Origin of the sequence: Caproicibacter fermentans (genome assembly GCF_009746625.1) — a bacterium.
GTDB lineage: Bacteria > Bacillota > Clostridia > Oscillospirales > Acutalibacteraceae > Caproicibacter > Caproicibacter fermentans.
This window is the reverse complement of record NZ_VWXL01000019.1, coordinates 15856-34786: the sequence shown is the minus strand read 5'-3', so window position 1 is coordinate 34786 and position 18931 is coordinate 15856. Positions and strand designations below refer to the sequence as shown.

The 18931-nt window shown below is 52.2% G+C and carries 15 protein-coding genes; 3 read left to right on the top strand and 12 right to left on the bottom strand.

Going from position 1 to position 18931, the window contains the following annotated elements:
* Positions 1-230: 230 nt before the first annotated feature.
* Together CAFE_RS03880 and rpoN are read left to right on the top strand one after the other, a co-directional pair.
* On the top strand, positions 231-1010 hold the full coding sequence (locus CAFE_RS03880; RefSeq protein ID WP_066642286.1) for a DeoR/GlpR family DNA-binding transcription regulator: 780 nt from the start codon (positions 231-233) through the stop codon (positions 1008-1010).
* 315 nt (positions 1011-1325) lie between these two features.
* Positions 1326-2654, top strand: a complete 1329-nt coding sequence (gene rpoN / locus CAFE_RS03875; protein WP_066642048.1) for an RNA polymerase factor sigma-54 — start codon at positions 1326-1328, stop codon at positions 2652-2654.
* 86 nt (positions 2655-2740) lie between these two features.
* On the opposite strand, the gene CAFE_RS03870 is transcribed toward rpoN, so the two are convergent.
* The 5 genes from CAFE_RS03870 to CAFE_RS03850 all read right to left on the bottom strand — a co-directional run bounded on the left by CAFE_RS03870 (position 2741) and on the right by CAFE_RS03850 (position 8202).
* On the bottom strand, positions 2741-4051 hold the full coding sequence (locus tag CAFE_RS03870; protein ID WP_066642046.1) for a TRAP transporter large permease: 1311 nt from the start codon (positions 4049-4051) through the stop codon (positions 2741-2743).
* A 19-nt stretch (positions 4052-4070) separates the two neighbouring features.
* On the bottom strand, positions 4071-4607 hold the full coding sequence (locus CAFE_RS03865; RefSeq protein WP_066642045.1) for a TRAP transporter small permease: 537 nt from the start codon (positions 4605-4607) through the stop codon (positions 4071-4073).
* A 136-nt stretch (positions 4608-4743) separates the two neighbouring features.
* Complete coding sequence (locus CAFE_RS03860; protein ID WP_066642043.1) at positions 4744-5814, bottom strand: TRAP transporter substrate-binding protein; 1071 nt, start codon at positions 5812-5814, stop codon at positions 4744-4746.
* A 263-nt stretch (positions 5815-6077) separates the two neighbouring features.
* The gene (locus tag CAFE_RS03855; RefSeq protein WP_066642041.1) at positions 6078-6977 is read right to left on the bottom strand and encodes a hydroxymethylglutaryl-CoA lyase; all 900 of its coding nucleotides are present in this window, start codon (positions 6975-6977) and stop codon (positions 6078-6080) included.
* A 13-nt stretch (positions 6978-6990) separates the two neighbouring features.
* Positions 6991-8202 (bottom strand): CaiB/BaiF CoA transferase family protein, encoded by a 1212-nt coding sequence (locus CAFE_RS03850; protein WP_066642036.1) that lies wholly within the window; start codon positions 8200-8202, stop codon positions 6991-6993.
* A 400-nt stretch (positions 8203-8602) separates the two neighbouring features.
* Between CAFE_RS03850 and CAFE_RS03845 the strand changes: the two genes are divergently transcribed.
* Positions 8603-10504, top strand: coding sequence for a sigma 54-interacting transcriptional regulator (locus tag CAFE_RS03845; protein ID WP_156989847.1), 1902 nt, complete (start codon positions 8603-8605; stop codon positions 10502-10504).
* Between the two features lie 102 nt (positions 10505-10606).
* Here CAFE_RS03845 and CAFE_RS20315 read toward each other — a convergent pair whose 3' ends face one another.
* The 7 genes from CAFE_RS20315 to CAFE_RS03815 all read right to left on the bottom strand — a co-directional run bounded on the left by CAFE_RS20315 (position 10607) and on the right by CAFE_RS03815 (position 18770).
* On the bottom strand, positions 10607-10741 hold the full coding sequence (locus CAFE_RS20315; RefSeq protein WP_267459189.1) for a hypothetical protein: 135 nt from the start codon (positions 10739-10741) through the stop codon (positions 10607-10609).
* A 133-nt stretch (positions 10742-10874) separates the two neighbouring features.
* Positions 10875-12143: an ABC transporter permease gene (locus CAFE_RS03840; protein WP_066642027.1), complete on the bottom strand. Its 1269-nt coding sequence runs from the start codon at positions 12141-12143 to the stop codon at positions 10875-10877.
* Positions 12143-12853 carry an ABC transporter ATP-binding protein gene (locus tag CAFE_RS03835; RefSeq protein ID WP_156989846.1) on the bottom strand — a complete coding sequence of 237 codons (711 nt, stop codon included), beginning with the start codon at positions 12851-12853 and terminating at the stop codon, positions 12143-12145. The genes CAFE_RS03840 and CAFE_RS03835 overlap by 1 nt, the downstream gene beginning before the upstream one ends.
* Positions 12850-14163 carry an efflux RND transporter periplasmic adaptor subunit gene (locus CAFE_RS03830; protein ID WP_156989845.1) on the bottom strand — a complete coding sequence of 438 codons (1314 nt, stop codon included), beginning with the start codon at positions 14161-14163 and terminating at the stop codon, positions 12850-12852. The genes CAFE_RS03835 and CAFE_RS03830 overlap by 4 nt, the downstream gene beginning before the upstream one ends.
* A 4-nt stretch (positions 14164-14167) precedes the next feature.
* Positions 14168-15214 (bottom strand): TolC family protein, encoded by a 1047-nt coding sequence (locus CAFE_RS03825; RefSeq protein ID WP_156989844.1) that lies wholly within the window; start codon positions 15212-15214, stop codon positions 14168-14170.
* Positions 15215-15567: 353 nt separating this feature from the next.
* On the bottom strand, positions 15568-16359 hold the full coding sequence (locus CAFE_RS03820; RefSeq protein ID WP_066642016.1) for a hypothetical protein: 792 nt from the start codon (positions 16357-16359) through the stop codon (positions 15568-15570).
* An 86-nt stretch (positions 16360-16445) separates the two neighbouring features.
* Positions 16446-18770 carry a SpoIIE family protein phosphatase gene (locus tag CAFE_RS03815; protein ID WP_156989843.1) on the bottom strand — a complete coding sequence of 775 codons (2325 nt, stop codon included), beginning with the start codon at positions 18768-18770 and terminating at the stop codon, positions 16446-16448.
* Positions 18771-18931 lie beyond the last annotated feature (161 nt).

Below are 18931 nucleotides of genomic sequence, written 5' to 3'. Positions count from 1 at the left end.
ACGAACATATACATGTTTGATCAGGTGGACATCAATCAAAAAAATGGAAATCGGTTGATTTCTTTCAGAAATTTGGTATAATGATAGTATCAATTTATAACGTTACAGCATTTCCAATTTAGATTGCAACTATGGACATGTCCCTCCCCGCCGAATGCGGGGGAGGGACATAAGTAACTTCTACAATTCAACTGGAATTGCTGTAAGTAAAGAAACTTGGGTATGTGGACATGAAAAACCGAAGTAAACGGCTCAATCAATTAGTCGCGATTTTAAAAGAAAATGAAACCGTGTCGGTCCGGCGGCTGGCCGAGCTTCTCGGCGTTTCCGAAATGACCATCCGCCGCGATCTCGACACGCTGAAAAGCGAAGCCATTGTGGACCGCAGCTATGGAAGCGCAACCTATCGTCGAAACAGCGTCGTCGAGAACACCGTTTCGAATTACGAGCTGTATTCGGCAAAAATACAGCAAAACGAAGAAAAGGACCGGATCGGGAAATTTGCGGCAACCCTGATTGAACCGGGCGACGTGGTCATCATCGACTCCGGCTCCACCGCGGACAAGCTCGCGCGGTACATGCCGGAAGACATGGATATTACGGTGCTCTGCTACAATTACAACGTGCTCTCCTGCCTCATCAATAAAACGCTGACCAAGCTGATTTTTCCAGGCGGGTATTACCACCCGACCGAGCAGCTGTTCGAATCCCCCCAATCCATTGAGCTGATCGGGGAAATCCGGGCGACCAAGGCGTTTATTTCAGCCACCGGCGTCCATGAAAAGCTGGGAATAACCTGCGCGAACAATTACGAGGTCCCAAACAAGCGCACGGTCATCCAGTCCGCGCAGACAAAAATCCTGATTACGGATTCCAGCAAGTTCGGCAAGGTAAGCCCGGCTTATTTTGCTCAGCTCAATGAAATGGATATGATTATCACCGACAGCGGACTGTCCTCCGACTGGAAAAGCTTCATCGAACAGGCTGACATTGAACTTTCGCTCGTTTAAAGGCTTACGCCCGTTCGGGAAGCATCCGCCGGCGGATATGAAAAAGCAGGCTGTCGGCGGCATTTCGTGCCCGAACAACCTGCGTTTTCAGTGACGGGGACTTGATGGAAGCTCGAATGTCATTTGATCAGCGGCCGCGGCCTTTCACCGGATAACCATATGTTTGATCCTCGGCATATGGCTTTTAATCCTAATTTTCCATGAATTTGATGCTTGCTTCGAACCGGCTTTGCTCTCATTTTCCGAATTGTTATTATGATACGGCAAATTGCTGCTATATTGAACTTGAGAGATGAAAGCGGGGAGGAATTTGGGATGGACTTACTGCAGGAAATCAGCCAGAAGCAAACGTTGTCGCTCCTGCAGACTCAGTCGCTGAAGATTCTGATGATGAACAACAGCGAATTGTATGATTTTTTGCAGCGCGAGCAAATGGAAAATCCCGTGCTGGAGCTGGAAGGCGGTTCGGAAGAGGAGAAGATCCGTTCGGTCGGCGATTGGTTTTGCCGTCAGGGACACGGCCCCGAGAGCATTGAATGGGACGATGAGGAGCGGGAGCCTGCACGGAAAGAAGACCAAACGATTTCTTTGCAGGAATCACTGAAATCCCAGATCAGGCTGCGTATGTATACAAAACGGGAAATCCAGTTGATTCAGTATATCATCGACCTTCTGGATGAGGACGGCTATCTCACGGTTTCGGCGGACGAAATCAGTTCCCTTACAAACTGCAGCCCGGATCAGGTGCGAAAATGCATTGACGCGGTTCAGTGCATGGAGCCCGCCGGAGTGGGGGCCGGCAGCCTTTGCGAGTGCCTGCTGCTCCAGCTGGAGGCAAAAGGCCTTTGGGACCGCAATCTTGCTTCGATCGTAGAAAATCACCTGCCTGAGGTCGCCTATGGCCATTATCATAAACTAGCACGGCAGCTTTCTCTTCCGATCAAAGAGGTGAAAGAATACGTTGCGGTCCTTCACACCCTGAACCCGCGCCCTGGCAGCGGGTTTGGATGCCCGGAGAATCCGGCTTACATCATACCGGACGTCTTAATCGACCGGCAGGAAGACTCCTGGGAGATTACGCTCAATGACCGGTGGATCGGATCCGTCGGCGTCAGCAGAATGTATGAAGCTCTGTATCACCATTCGAAAGATCCGGGCACGACGGAGTACCTGAAAGAAAAAATCCGGCGGGCGCAGTTTATTGTGAAAAGCGTTGAGCAAAGGCGCAACACCCTTCTTAGAGTGACGCGCGTGGTCCTCGACAGGCAGAAAGAGTATTTCGAGGGCAGAGGTCCTTTGGCGCCGCTGAATCTCAGCATGGTGTCGAGCGAGCTGAAGCTTCATGAATCGACCGTCAGCCGGGCAATTCGGGAAAAATATCTTCAGTCGCCCGCTGGCACGCGTCTGTTTAAGGACTTTTTCAGCGCCGGCGTGGCGTCCTGCGGAGAAACGATGAGCAGCCACGCGGTCAAGGAAATGATTGTCAGGCTGATTCGGGAGGAAGACGCTGCCAGACCGCTTAGCGACAGCGCGCTTGCGGAAAAACTGAAGGGATCGGGAGTTAACCTATCACGCAGAACGGTTGCGAAATACCGCGATGAGCTGAAGATCAAAAACGCCTTTGAACGCAGAAGTCTGAAATAAAGAAAAGTGGAACCGCTCTCTCCGGAGCGATTCCATTTTTCTTTTGCGTTAAGGCCAAAGTGAGGTGATTGGAAAGGAAAGTTTGTTTATGCCAGCAGGTTCGGAATGAAAGTGGAAATTGCAGGGATATAGGTGGTCAGCAATACGACGACCAGGCTGGCGATAACAAAGGGCATAACATCTTTTACAATATCCACATACCGCGCGCCGGAAATTTTCTGGGCCATGAATACGGAGCTGCAGAAGGGAGGCGTTATGAATCCAACGCTCAGGTTGACAAGAATAATGGCGCCGAAGTGGATCGGGTTGATTCCCATTGCCGTTGCGGTAGGCAGCAGAAGCGGAACGATGAGCAGGATCGCGGCGTTAATATCGATCAGCATTCCGGCAATCAGGAAAATGACATTGGCAAAGATCAGGAAGACGGCGCCGCTCGCAATATGGGCGGTGACAAAAACTTTGATCGCTTCCGCAATGCCGATCATGGAGATGACGCGGCCGGAACAGTTGGAAAAATCGATCAGAATACAAATAGCCGCGGTTGAGATCGCCGCATTTAAGGTTAGACCGAGGAATTTGGAAGTCAAGTCGTTTTTATGAAATATCTTTTTATACAGGAAAAAGATCATTCCGTAAACGACAGCGACGGCACCGGCTTCGGTAGCGGTAAAAATGCCGCCGTAGATTCCTCCGAAAATAATCACGGGCATAATCAGCGCGGGAATGGAGCTCAGAAAAGCCGTTCCGACGTTTTTTATGTAAAGGGGAAAAGTAATCCGGACCGTGCTTTTTTCTTCCCTGCGCCCCTGCACAAAGTAGTTGATTCCCATAAAGGCGACGATGCAGATAAGAGCGGGTCCGACGGTGCTCATCCATACCTGAGAAATACTGACCGAGGCGCACAAACCATACATGATTCCCGGTACGGACGGCGGAATTAAAATTCCCAGAAAGCTTGCCGCGGCAGCCAGCGCCGCACAGTAGCTGGCCGAGTACCCCTTTTTCTTCATTTCCGGGACCATGATGCCGCCCACACAGCTGATGGTCGCGAGGCAGGAGCCGGTCAAAACGCCGAACGCCGCAGAAGTCAGAATGGTTACGGCGCCCAGGGAACCGCGCAGGCGCCCCACCAGGGAATCGATCAATTCAATCAGCGCGGCCGCGATGCCGCTGTATTGCATGATTGCGCCCGCAAAAATAAACAGCGGAACGGCAAGCAGCGGAAAGCTGTCCAGACCGGAAAAGGCGACCGTGCAGAGAATTTTACTGCTTAAGCCGTCGAAGAACAGTACGGCCAGCGTTGCCATGCCGATAGAATACCCGACCGGAACTTTGAAGCACATGGCCAGACCAAGGAAGAACAGCAGAAAAATACCGAGTAATGCCAATGGGCTCATTGTTTTTATCCTCCTTTAATCAAGCACTCTCCGTTGCTTCATCATTTGTTTGATAGGAATAAAAGAGACGGCAAATATCGTGGTAGGCCATCAGAATGCTGCCGATCAGAATACTGCTCATCGGAATCAGCATGTTGATGTGCATGCTCGCAGAAACCTGCGGGTGCACTGCGATGCTTTGAAGATAGTCAAAATAAAGATAAGAGAACAAAACGATAAAGAGGAACGTAATCAGAATCGCAAGCTTATTAAACAGCGCGATCACCTTTTGAGGATTTTTGCATTTTTTCTCGGCGATCGTGTCCACAAGGTCGATTCCGATGTGCTCCTTGGTCGCAAACGCGCGGGCGGCCCCGATAAATGTCAGAGCCACAAAAAGATACCGCGCGAGCTCTTCGCACCAAGGGGAGGAAATCATCAGAAGATAACGGCAGACGACCTGAATCGCAATGCTGCCGACCATGGCGACCAGCGAAACAACCAGAAAGATGTTCTCCACGGCGACGATGCCGTGTTCAATTTTACGGAAGGTTTTTTCGGCGCTTTTTTTCTGCATATCAAGTACCCTCACATCCCAAATGGATTTAAAAACGGTTTTTAAAGAAAACAGCAGCAGACGGATTGATTCAATTTTGGAATCCGCCGCTGCTTTGTTTTCCTTTCACAAACGTTTGAATCGGCGAGATTCCGGCTTAAACGCCAAAATCCTTATTGATTTTTTCCATGATGGAGGAATCGAACTTGTTGTTATAGGTGGACCACAGGTTTACCGCAACTTTCTTCAGATCTTTATAGAATTGGGAATCTTCTTTCACTTCGTAGGTCTTGAATTTACCGTTCTTTATAATGGTTTGAGTGTCGGCGCGCATGGATTTGCGGAAGCTCGCGCCGGCTTCCGTCGCGGCCTTTGTAAATGCGGCCTGCTGCGCGGGGGTCATTTTGTCCCAGAAGGACTGGCTGCATACAATGGACGCGCCGGAATACATGTAATTTAGCATAGTCACATATTTAATGTCGTCAAGAACGCCCATGGATTTCAGATTGTAAACCGAGTTGTCAACGCCGTCCACGGTTTTTTGCTCGAGCGCCGCGAGGGTTTCGCTGGTGCTGATCGCGGCGGGAATCGCACCGCAGGCCTTGTAGAAGTCCTGGCACGCGTCAACTTCCGGCACGCGGATTTTCAGGCCCTTAAAGTCGTCCATGGATTGAATCGGGCGCGATACGGTACCGCATTCGCGGAATTCATTTTCCGTAGCCGCCACACGAACAATTCCCTTCGCGGCCATCTCTTTGGTCAGCTCCTGCCCGATCCATCCGTTGATATAATATTTGTCAACCTGATCGTAAGAGGTAATCATAAACGGAAGCCATGCCCAGCCGAGTCCGCCGATTGACGAATCGATTCCCATGTCCGCGATCAGGCCGACATCCAGGGTTCCGAGCTGGACCATTTCCGTCATTTCACGTTCTCCGCCCAGGCTGCCGCCTGCGATTTTTGTTCCTTTTATCGTGCCGCCGGAGTACTGGTCGCACAATTTAATCAGCAGGTCCATCGTGGTGTCCTGGACGCCTTCCCCGGAATGAGTATTGTTAACCTTGAATGTAACCGCTGGGTCCTTTGAAGCGTCACCCCCCGACGCGGAGGATGCGGCGCCGCCCGGATTTGAGGCGGTCTGCGTTGACGCCCCGGAGCCGCCGCAGGCACTCAGCAGGGAAGTTGTGAGAAGTGCAAAGGTTAAAAACAGTGCAAGTTTCCTTTTCATAATACAAACTCCTGTTCTAATTATTTGCGCCTTTACAAATGCCTGCAAATCGGTCAAAGCGCGAAACCCGGTTTTGCAGCAGTGAACAGGCCACTGATTTAGTATAATAGCAAAATCTATGCCATTTACATACAAATCGTCAAAAAATGCAGATACATTAAGAAAATTATAGATAAAATACGCTAATACAGGTCATGTCAGCAGGGCGGATTTATTGAGTTATGTTTCATTATTTCTTACATAAAAATTTATGAAACATATTTTTAGCAACACAAGCCGCTTTTGATTCGGATATTATGGCCGCTGTAAATTCCGTTTGGAATCATCTGATATTCCGCCTTTGCCGCCGCAAGAATTTTCTCAAAGGAAATCCCGGTTTCATATCCCATCTCGTTCAGCATCAGAACAAGGTCCTCCGTGGCCGTATTCCCCGACGCACCGGGAGCGAACGGGCAGCCGCCCAGACCGCCGAGCGTTGCCTGCACTCCGTCTATTCCGGATTCCACGGCGGCAAGGGTATTGACAAGCCCCATGTTCCGCGTGTCGTGAATGTGGATTTCCACCCTGGCGGCGGGGAATTTCTCTTTAACCGCTTTCAGAAAAAGGCGAACCTGTGCCGGATCCGCCAAACCGACGGTGTCGCACAGATTGAACGTTGTAACTCCAAGGCCCCAGGCGCGCTGCAGGAAACCGAGAAGCGGCTCCACCCTGCGAAACTTTCCCTCAAACGGGCAGCCGAACGCCGTCGCGACGTCCAGACAAACGTCGAGCTCCGGAAAAGACTCCTTGATTTTTGCCAGTTCTGCAAACGATTCGTCATGTGTCCGGTTGATATTTGCTTTATTATGACTGACGCTCAGCGAAATCACGTTGGTTACCTTTTTTATTCCGGCTTCCCGGGCGGACTGCGCGCCCCTGAAATTCGGGATGAGCGCGAACAAATCAAGCTCCGGGTATTTCCGGAGGCAGGCGCGGGCGACTTCACCGGCGTCTTTCATCTGGGGAATCGCTTTGGGATTGACAAAAGATGTAATCTGCATGTGTTTTACGCCCGATTGCACCAGACTGTCGATGACGGTCAGCTTGTCCGAAACGGGCAGATAATCGGGCAGGTTTTGAAAACCGTCGCGGGGACCGACCTCTATCACGTCGATTTTTTTCATCGTAATCACCTCCTTACAGAGCTCCTTTCGCTTTCAATTCATTGATCCGGCTATCGCTGAGACCCAGCTTTTCGCCCAGAATTTCCATGGTTTGCTGGCCGAGCAGAGGCGCGGGGCGGAATTCTTCAATGGGGTGGTTGGTCAGTTTAATCTGGTTGCCGGTAATTGTCAACTTGCCGATTGGATGGTTGCATTCCACGAACATTTTTCGCGCGCCGGAAATGTGGGGATCCTTGACCACGCGGTCTATGGTGTTGATCGGCGCCGCCGGGCATCCGACTTTCAGAAGCATGTCGACAATTTCATCAATCGTGTACTGAGCGGTCCATGCTTCTACGATCGGTTTCAGCGCTTCGTGATTTTGGACGCGGAGAATATTTGTGCGGAAGCGGGGGTCTTCCGTAAGCTCGGGCCGGCCCATTACACCGGCCAGCAGCCCGAACAGCTTGTCGTTGCCGGCAGCGATCACGACGTACTGATCTTCCCCCTTTGCGCGAAACGTGTCGTAGGGGTATACGGCTTCATAACGGTTGCCGATCCGGGTGGGAACTCTTTCCTGAACCAAATAGATCATGTTGATGATTTCAAGCGCGGAAACCATGCCGTCCACCAGCGAGATGTCGACTTTTTCACCTTCCCCCGTCTGCAGTTTATGCGAATATGCGGCAAGAACGCCGATGGCGCAGTTTAAACCGCCGACTACGTCGGCAATGGCGGTCCCGGTCCTGGTGGGGGGGCCTCCGGGCCATCCGGTAGTGCTCATCAGGCCGGACATCGCCTGCCCCACAATATCGTACCCGGCGCGCTGGCTGTAAGGGCCGTAGTGCCCGAATCCGGAGACGCAGCCGTAGATGATTCCGGGGTTGATCTGCCGCAGCTCGTCGTAGCCCAGTCCGAGGTGCTCCATGACGCCGGGACGGTAATTTTCCAGAACAATATCGCTTTGCTTTACGAGTTGTTTGAAAATATCCTTGCCGTCCTGGCTTTTCAGGTTTAAAGTCATTCCGCGTTTGTTCCGGTTCAGGTTCATGTAATACGCGCTTTCTTTCAGCCCGTTGCTCTGAACCATGGGCGCGTTGGCACGGGAGTCGTCGCCTTTCCCGGGTATTTCAATTTTGGTGACGTCGGCACCCATGTCGGCCAGAAGCATTGCGCAGTAAGGGCCTGCCAGCACTCTGGTAAGGTCGAGGACTTTGCAACCTTTCAGTAGTCCTTCATACTCCATTTTTCCTTCATCCTTTCGTTAGGACATGCCGTTTTCGGGAACGTTGTACCCGAACAACCTCCTGAATCAGCAAAAGTCATGCCAGATTCATCGGGAAGGGATGAAAATTCTTATCAGGAGCGGAGGAAGCGGCCGGCACCGGCGGCTTGACCGATTTGAGAATCTGATGAATCCCTTCGCAAAATACGATAGAATCGTTACACCGAAAAAAAATATGTTTCAAAATTTCAGACGATCGGAATTTTGAAACATATTTTTAACAGTAACCTTTTACTATTTCAATAACTGTATCCAGCATATGAAGTTACAATTTAGTCAATTTAGATGTTCTTCTGCGTATCTTTGTGCTATACTGTGGAGGATGGGCAGCCGGCCGATTCGTTGAAAGGAGCGGACACAAATGTTTCAGAAATACAGAATCTGTTGTTTTACATACGGTAAGCTGCATGAACTGGCGCTGAATGCCGTCCGGCAGCTCAACGATCCCGAGATGGAAATAACCTGCGTCTCAACACAGGGGCAAAAGCTAAACAAAAGCATCCGGCTGGCTTTAAAAAACAATACGGAGGTTTTTATTGCCGGCAGCTCGAACTTTGAAACCATTTCGCATTCTTATGACATCCCAATCGTGGGTATTGAAGTGGGGTATCAGGATTATCTGCAGCATATTGTGGAAGCGTCGAAGAAGGCCGACCGGATCGGCATTGCCTGCTATCAAAACAGGCTGAACTATGATTTCAGCCTGCTTGAACCTTTTTTGGGAATCCAAATCAAAAAAATCATTTATAACCGCAATACGGATCTGCCGGAAAAGATGAGGGACTGCGGCTGCCCTCTCATCATGGGAGGAGGGTACGCGTGTGAGGTTGCCGCGCAGCTCGGTTTAACCGGCGTGTTAATTTATCCCGGCATTCAGGTCATTATCAACGCGTTTCGCACCGCCAAAATATTCGCGCAGCGGCTAAGAAAGAAAAAGAGCGATATGATGTATTATGCCGCCGTAATCGGAGAGTCGCCGAACGGGATCATCAGTATCGACCGCTTCGGAGCCGTTACAAATTACAACCCAAGCGCCGAAAACTATCTGGGGGTAACGGCGTCCGACGCGCTGGGCAAACAGGCTGAAACCCTGTTCCCGCAGTTGAAACTGACCTCCACCTTTCAGCAAAAATCACGCGTTGAGGATACGGTCGTACTGTACCACAACCGTCAGCTGCATCTTCGCAAAATTCTGATGACGGAAGACCCGGCCGTGGAGGCCGCCGCAACGGCTTTGATCACCGACCTTTCCGACTTCAGAAAATCAGAAATGTCTTATTTGATCAAACAGCGCGCGCTGTTAAGCAAAAGCGGGTTTATTTCGAAATATCATTTTTCTGATATCCTCGGAAATTGCGCGGAACTGAAGAAGACCCTGAATAAAGCAAAACTTTATTCAAAAACGAATTACAATATTTTAATCTTCGGGGAAACCGGCACCGGAAAGGAACTTTTGGCGCAGAGCATCTGCAACTATTCCGAACGCGCGGGGCAAAGTTTTGTGGCTGTCAACTGTGCCGCGCTGCCGGATAATTTGCTGGAAAGCGAATTGTTCGGCTATCAGGAGGGCGCTTTTACCGGCAGCGCAAAAGGCGGGCACCGGGGCCTTTTTGAGCTTGCTAACGGCGGAACCATTTTTCTCGATGAAATCGGCAGCGTATCCCCGGCGCTGCAGGTCAAGCTGCTGCGGGTTTTGCAGGAACACGAGATTATGAGGATCGGAGACGACAAAATCATACCCGTCGACGTACGGGTGATCGCGGCGACAAATAAAAATCCGGAGGATATGCTGAAAGACGGGTTTCGTATGGACTTGCTGTTTCGGCTGAATGAGCTTGAGCTCGAACTGCCTCCTTTGCGCAGGCGCGGGGAAGATATTCTTCTGCTTTTCCGGCAATTTTTGAATCATAAAGTAGAGGCCGGACCGGTTCTGATTCCGGATGATGACCTTTCCCTTCTCCGGATGTACTCATGGCCGGGAAACATCCGCGAACTTCATAATGTGTGCGCGCGCTTTTCTCTTTTTCTGAATGCGCAGGGAGAAGAAAAATCATTTTCGCGCATCCTCCGCGAGTGTATTGGGGAAAAGCGGCTGCTGGCGGATGTTTTCAGCCGGTACCATTACGCGCCCGGGGTCACGGACGCTTCTGCGGATATGCTTCATGATTTATCCGACAAATTGGGATATACGCAAAAGGAAATTGCCGGCATGCTTCATATCAGCCGTTCTACCCTTTGGAGAATGCAAAAAGAATCCGACTGAATCGTCCGGCCCAAGTGGGGATTTCGTACCGATGTTGAGCAAACACAATCTTCAAACAGAATGGCCAGACCCACGCTGGGTCCGGCCGTTGTCCTCACAGTATCATTCTTTATCAAAATCATAGAAATGGAAGGAATCCACCGTGCTGTCAATCTTCCACAGCAGATGCTCTTGTGGCACCAATAAGTCCGTGTTCACAAATTCCACTGCGTTTCTGCGCAGTTTTTCCCGTTTCAACTTCTTTTATTGTCTGCTTCTGTTTTGCCGTATTACAACGAAAAAGCCCAGCTTCCGCTGGACTTTTTCAACAAGCAGCCAATCGGGCGCCGCCGGGGTATGAAGTTCCCCTTTCAAAGGGGATTTTTTCCGCTTATTCGTATCGCAGCGCTTCGATCGGGTCCAGCTGGCTGGCCTTTTTCGCCGGATAATATCCGAAGAAAATGCCGATCAGCATGGAAAATCCGACGCTGATGAAAATGATCGGCACGGAAATTACCAGCTTCATCTTCAGCAGGGCCACCCCCGCCGCAGCCAATCCGATTCCCGTGATAATCCCGATTATCCCGCCGATGACGCAGATGATGACCGACTCCACGATAAACTGCATCCGGATATAGCTGCTGCGCGCGCCAAGAGCCTTGCGCGTGCCGATTTCCCGCGTGCGCTCGGTCACGGAAACCAACATGATGTTCATGACGCCGATGCCGCCGACAATCAGGGCAATCGCGGCGATCGCGGCGATCGCAATGGAAATGGTCCCCATCATGGAGGTCACGGAGGACAGCATGTTCTCCATATTGTAAGCCGAGCACGTGTATTTGGGATTGTTGGCGTACAGCCGTTTCATGTAGGACTCAATCCGGTCCGTGAACGCATGGGTATCGTTCACATTCTTCAGCCTGATTTCAAACGAGGAATAGTTCTGGTTATCCGACGTTTCCTTGGCAACGCTGACCGGAATGTAAAGCGTCGTGCTGATGTCCTTGTCCGCGACGGCAGCGCCGCCGAACCCCTGCTGAACATATTTGTACACGCCGACGATCGTGTAGGATTCCACGCCGTCGCTTGTGTCCACGTTGATTTTTTGGCCGAGCGGATCGGTTCCACTGCCGAACATGTTGGAAACCAGCTTATCGGAAACCACCGCGACACTCCGGTTTCCGCTGATATCGCGGTCCGTCAGAAATCTGCCCTTCTGAACATCGACATTTTCAACCGAACCGAATCCCGGATTTGCCCCGTAAATCGTTACATTCGCGTACTTATGCCCATCCTGCGCCTTGCCGCTGCCGACGGATTCATAAAGTGCAAGATCGCTGATTTCATTGGAGAACTTTTTGCGCACCTGCTCAATCTGCTCAAAGGTCAGCAGATCGCTGTCGTCCATCTTCTCCGTCCCTGATCCGTTCATCTGCCCGTAAATGCTGTCGTTATCGCTCGGAGCAACATAAACGTAAATGTTGTTTGCCCCCAGGCCCGCCATGGTATCGGAAACATTATTGGTCACTGCGTCCCCGATGGAAACAATCGCAATGACCGAGCCGATGCCGATGATGATGCCGAGCATCGTCAGAAACGCGCGTATTTTATTCGCCCTCAGACCGGCGACCGCAAGAATGACGTTTTCTTTCAGGAACATTACACCGCCGCCTTTCCGGAACCGGGTCTGTCGCCGACAATCATTCCGTCGCGCAGCGTCACGACCCGGTTGGTTTCCTCCGCCAGCTCTGGGTTGTGCGTAATCAGGACGATCGTCTTGCCGTCTTCCTCATGCACCTTGTGGAACAGATCCATGACCATTCGCCCGGTCTCGGAATCCAGCGCGCCCGTCGGTTCGTCCGCCAGCAGGATGGCCGGGTCGTTCGCCAGCGCGCGGGCGATGGCGACGCGCTGCTTCTGCCCTCCGGAAAGCTCGTTCGGCTGGTGATCCATGCGGTCCCCCATCCCCACCAGACTCAGAAGCTCTTTCGCCCGTTCCACGCGCTTTTTACGGTCCATTCCCGCGTAAAGCATCGGCAGTTCCACATTTTTCAGCGCGTTGTTGCGGGGAATCAGGTTAAAGGTCTGAAAAACAAACCCGATTTTTTTATTGCGGACATCCGACAGCTGATTGTCGCTCATCCGTTTGATGGAAATCCCGTCCAGGATATATTCCCCCGACGTGGGGCGGTCCAGCACGCCGATCATGTTCATCAGCGTGCTTTTTCCGGAACCGGAAGCCCCCACAATGGCAATGAAGTCCCCTTCCTCCACTTCCAGAGAAATACTTTTGAGAATATGCAGCTCATTCGGTGTTCCGATATAATAATTTTTAATGATTGAATTCATCTGGATGATCGTCCGGCTCATTTTTGGGCCTCCCCTGCCAGCTGAATCGTATCACCCGCGGAAATCCCGTCCGAGTTTCCGATGATAAGCATTCCGTCTTTCAGCCCGGAGCCGGAGATTTCAACCGAGACGTCGGTTTCAAGACCCGTGGTGACCGGAATTTCCTTTGCCTTATAAAGAGCGCCGGTTTTTTCCGCCGCCATGATGATGTTGCCGTCGTCCTTTTGCAGCAGGGCATCATACGGAACAACAAAAACATTTTTCTTTTCCTGAAGAACAATGTCCATACGGGCTTTCATCCCGATGCGAAGGGACGAATTCCGGTCGTCTATGGATACCTTCGCGGCATAAGTGACGTTGCCGGTTCCTTCCGTCGACGCGGTTGCCGCCGGAGCGATGGTTGTAACCGTACCCTTGATTTTCGCATCCCCCGTCGCGTCGGTCTGAATGGTTACGGGGTCGCCCGGCTTTACGCTCGCCGCATCCATTTCTTTGATCTGCGTGTCTACGATCAGGTCGCCCGTATTCTCAATAACAAACATGACTCCGGTCGGCACGGCCCCGACCGTCGCGCTTTTCACCGTAACAGTGCCATCCGCCGGCGCGGTGATCACGGAATCCTCAAGATTTTTTTTCAGCTTTTCCAGCCCGACATCCGCGCTTTTGTCCCCCGCCTTCAGCACCGCGCTGTCATAGGCTTCCTTTGCTGCTTTCAGATCCTGATCCGCCTGATTCTGCGCGATCGTCAGCGATTTCTGCGCTTTATCATAATCACTCTGCGCCTGTTCCATCGCCGTTTTGGAAATCTGACCGTTTTCATACAGCAGTTTCTGATAGTTATAGTTATCCGCCGCGGTTTTCAGCGCGGCCTGAGCCGTTACTACGCCGTTGTTCAAACCGTTGCTGTTCAGGTACAGCGCGTTATCATAGTTTCTTTTGGCCTGCGCGAGAGCAAGCGCCGCGCTCTTACCCGCATCGTCCGTCGTGTACTGCTGCTGTTCAACGTCCTTTTCCAATGTAGCGGTATCCAAAACCGCCAGAACGTCTCCCTTTTTCACACTGTCGCCGACATCCACGCTGACGGTTTTAACCGGATAGGTCAAAGTCGTATACACATTGTGGGAATCGTTGCTGTGAACCGTCCCGGACACGGCCACGGTATCCTGAAGGTTCGTTTTTGACAGCTTGGTGGTTGTAATATTGGTATGTATGTTCTTGGATTTGGCGCGCACGGAGCAGGAGTACGCTCCAACCCCCAGGACCAAAACCGCTACCAGCAATATCGCCGCCGTTTTTTTGGTAAACTTAAACTTTTTCGGTTTTAGTTTCATGTATTCAGCTCCCTGTTGAAAATCCGTTTTTCATATTTATATAGCTCAAATAACTGGTAAACAGGGTATTCCGGTCGTCGGCGAGCGTGCTTTGCAGGGTTTTCAGCTCATCGGTTTTTTCGTCCACCGATTTCTGACTGGAGTAACCGAGGGAAAGCGCTTTGCTTTCCTGTGTGAGTTCCGCCTGTTTCCGCTGTACCTGGTCCAAAGCCTGCTGGTAAACCGTATATGCGCTGGTCATGGAATCATAAAGCTTCTGAAACGCAGCCTCTTCCGATGTTCTGGTCTGCTGAAGCGCAATATAGGCATTATCCAAAGTGTTTTTTGTATACCCTGGATCCCCTTCTTGGTTTTGCTGAAGTTCGTAAGCCAATTTTGCCTTCTTTATGTTGGAGTTCAGTCCGCGCATGACGATCACATCCGCACTGTAATTGATCTTCGGAATCTCCTGCAGGGTAAGGTCATCCGCCGTGACGGGTTTGATATCCATATTGACATTGGACGGCAGGTTCAGCAGCGTGCGAAGGGAGGCTCTTTCCCTTATCAGCTGCGAATCCAGCTGCGTCAACGTGTTCTGCGCCTGATTGTATTTATCTTTCTGGCTGTCGCAGTCACTCTGAGAGATAAAGCCGGAGGAAAGGGAAGAAAGAGCTGCGCTGTATGCCTTCTGCGCATTTTCCGCGCTCGTCTGCGCCGCCGCGTAACGGTCGTTGTCCGCACAGTAGTTCAGGTAACTTTGCTTTGCGTTCAGAACCGCGTTCTTCATATTTTCATCATATTGAACCTGTGCAGCGTCGTATTGATTGTCATAATATTCTTCGTTGTCGGTATCTTCGTAATCATCCTTATTGTCTCTCGCAATTTTCAGATTGTTCAGATAAGTCTTTACATTCAGGTTGTAGGTTGACATAATATCTTCGATGCTGTCGAGTGTAACCTCGACCGTTTGCTTCTGATCCGAAGACTGTGCCGTTTCTTCCGCATAAGCAGGAACCGTGGCGCCCGCTGCCAATGTGAGCGTCAATAAAAGGGCAATCCCTTTTTTCATCATTTTACTCCTTTCCAAAATCAGCGAATTTCCGGTCAACAACCTAAATAATACTGCGAATTTTATGATTGTCAACAGAAGCCGAGCAAAATAAAACGGTTTGTTACTGTATTAACGTCCTAATACAATCATACGCTAAAATCATGTTTTGTCAACTGCTTTTTTTCATTTTCTTGGATCGGATGAGATTTTAATGAAAATTCAATGAATTCAGCTATCGATATCAAAAATAATTAGTAATCTTTACTTTCTTGTTAAAGAAACGATTCAGCAAAAAATTCCACTTCAACAAAAAGGAGCCGGACGCATGCATCCGGCTCCTGTCATTACCAAAAAATTATTTTTACGTCTTTTTTTTATCGGAATCCGGCGATGATCACTCCGATGCCGACCACCACGGCAATCAGGCCGAGCCCAACCGCCGTCAAGCGGGATTTTTGCAGAACTTTTTGGGCCTGTTCCTCTGATTTATAAGTGACCAGCGAACGCTTCTTCCCGGAAGACGCCGCGATGCGGTACCGCCTCGCATGCCGGTACAGGTCCCCGGCAATGTTCAAAGGCTGATTCACATGGTAAAAATACTCCAGAACATGGTATCCGGCAATATCGGAACCAAGCCGCGGGAAAAATCGCCGGCAGCTTTTCAGGTGCCTGTCCATCCATTTGGAATTTTTCTCTTCATAGCTGTCGCAGGCGGAAAGCAGCTCCGCCCGGTCGCCGAAGCTTTCCAGATCCACATAGATCTTTTCATCCGACGTGGAATCCATAATATAGAAATCATCCGGGCCCGATTCCCGGTACTCTTCTGTCTGTTCCAGATTGGAAGCGGACCGGAATCCCCGCCTCTGCCCGCCGCTTTTTTCACGGCACGAATACGAAACGGTTTTATAGCAGGCCGCCGGGCGTTCGGTCACCGGTGCGACGGCCGGAAGGTCCGTTCTGGCGAGGCCGTAAAGCTCCACGGGAAGCCTTGCGCCCGGATCCTCTTTCAGCTTCCGGTTCAGCGCTTCGACGGCTTCTTCAATCGGAACCGGGCGGATCGGTTCCGCCGGCGGCGCCGAAGCCGCCCTGCGCTCCGCCTTTTTCATCATAAAAACCGCGCCGGCAATTCCGGCAAGGATCATCAGGATTCCAATGGCAGTCTGCATTTTGTTTCCTCCCGACTGTTTTTCTCCATTGGATATTTTAGCATGTTCCGCAGCCTAATTCAACGGAAAATGGGCCGGTTTCAGATTTACTCCAGTTTTGTCAGCATCTGAACCACAACGGTGATATCGTCGTCATGGCCGTCCCTGCGGTTTGATATCGCACGCGAGACGATTGCCTCCGCAAGCTCCTGCGGCAGACGGCCGTTCCACTTCTCCGCCTCTTCACAGATCCATTCCGCGCCGGAGGAAAGCGCCCCGTCGGTCATCAGAATCAGAAGATCCCCGTCCGCAAGCGTTTCGGAGGATTTTGCAAACCGCGTTTCGTTCAGGATTCCGATCGGCAGGCTGGGGGTGTCGATCACCGCCGCGTGCCCGTTCCGCCGCAGAATCGCGGACGGCGCTCCGGCTTTGAACAGCTCGGCACGGCCGTTGAACAGATCCAACGCGGCAATGTCCATGGTGGCAAGCGATTCGTCGCCTGATTTCACCAAAAGGGCCGAGTTCACGATTTTCAGCGCGGCGTCGAATCCGATTCCCGCTTTGATCAGACGCGTCATAATACCGCAGGCCATCGCTCCGTCCACGGCGGCCCTGCCTCCCGTCCCCATCCCGTCACTCAGGACGGCGATCTGACGGCCGTTGCCGTCGGAGAACATCTCCCAGCTGTCACCGCAGAGTTTTCCGTTTCCGCAAACATGCTGCGCACATCCGGACTTGATGCGAAAGACAGGCATCTCCGTCATCTGAATCCGGCATTTTCCGCCCGCCGTGGTAACGCACGGCGGCTGGAACGTGCGGGAACAGGTGCGGGAAATCTCCTCGGTCAGCTCAGCCTTGCTCAGCCGCGCGCAGTCCACCGGACCCGATACGATTTCAACCGACATGCGCCCGAACCGATCTGTTCTGCAGCTGACGTCAAAGGGCTGAATCCCGGCAAGACGCAGCGTTTCCTCCACCTTTTGCGCCGCCGCGTAGTCAAAGAGGTCGTACAGCTCCAGCTCGGATGCCATCTCCTCCAGCATGCTGCTCGTCGTTTCAAACTGAACCGCGACGACGTCCCGCACCTGCTGCGCGCGGCCCTCCGCGGCGGCGCGGACCACATATTCGCCGTAGTTGCGGTTCACGGCGTCCGCAATCAGATTCAGGCGGCCGCAGTGCGAAGCGAACGGCTGGCTGAAATCCTCGCGCTGAATCTGGCCCTTTTCCTTCAGCTTTCCTGAAAGATCGTTAAAAGCGTTCATGCTGTCGGTGAAATTTCGGTCCCAGCAATAGGCGTTCAGTCCGCAGGTGCGGCAGACCTCGTCCGCAGCTTTGTGGTAAACGCTGCTGATATCCGGCGAGCAAACGACCTGCAGCTTTTTGGAGACCTCCTCGACGGATTCCGAGACGCTGCCGAGCGCCTTCGCGGCGAAATCCAGCTTCATGATCACCGAACGGCGCAAGCCTTCCGCACGGGAAGAATCGTCGCTTCGCGAGAAAATTCCGACAAGGCCGCTGCCGGTTTTGGCCGGGAGCAGCATATAAATGACGGTCGCCGCCATCACCTCGTAAAGGCCGCTCACCACCGCCGCCTGATTTCCAACCTGAAGGGAAGCGATGGTATTCGCCGCCACAAACGCGCAGGCGGATGCAAGCCGGCCCACCGGCGAAAACAGCCCGGCCATCAGCCCGCCCAGAGCGTAAGCGCCGGAAAGATAATTCAGGCCCGCCGTGGAAAGACTGAACGCGATTCCGGCCGCAACACCGGAAACGCTTCCGCCGCTGACCCCGCCGTACCGCGCGGCAAACAGAATCGCCAGCACCGCGAGGACCCGGCCCGCCGAAACTCCCCCAGCGGACAAGCCGGACAGGGAGAGAATTAGAAGCCCTACAGAAAACGCGGCGCACGTGGTCTCCTGCGCACTCCATTCACCGGGGCTGCGGCCTGATTCCCAGACGGAGACCGTCCGGCGGAAGAAGTACGCCGCCGCGCCCGCAAGCATGGCTTCCGCCACGTACATGGCGGTCGTCGCGGTTCCGGAACCATTGACCAGCGCCACGCTCATCCCGGTTGCCAGCACAGGCAGAAACGCAACCACCGGCGCGAACACGGGGTGCGAGCGTAAACGCACAAGATCGTTCAGGGTCCAGCGAATCGCCGCGGCAGCCAGCAGCGCGGCCAGATAGTGAACCGGGACCGTAACGGCCGAGGGAAGAAGATACCCCGCGGCACTGCCAAGAATCGCGCTCCACAGAACCGAATAGGGCATCGCTGCCGCCGCCGCAACGCCGAACGGCGCGTACTGCCCGAAAACGGTCCCCCGCGCGAAAAGCATGCCCGCCGTAAAAGCCGCAAGATGCCGCGCGGCCGTCCGTGCCGGGGCCGCCGCCGCCGCGGAAAGTCGGATACGCCGGATGTTTTCCTTTGCCATGGATCTATCACCGCCATTGTTTATTGGAACAACTTGTCCCCAAATTGACCTAAGTCTATTATACGATTTGTATTTAGACCATATTGTCATAACATGGCGTAAAATAATGGCGAAAAGAATCGGATAAAACCATATTATCATTTATTAGGATTTATCTGGCA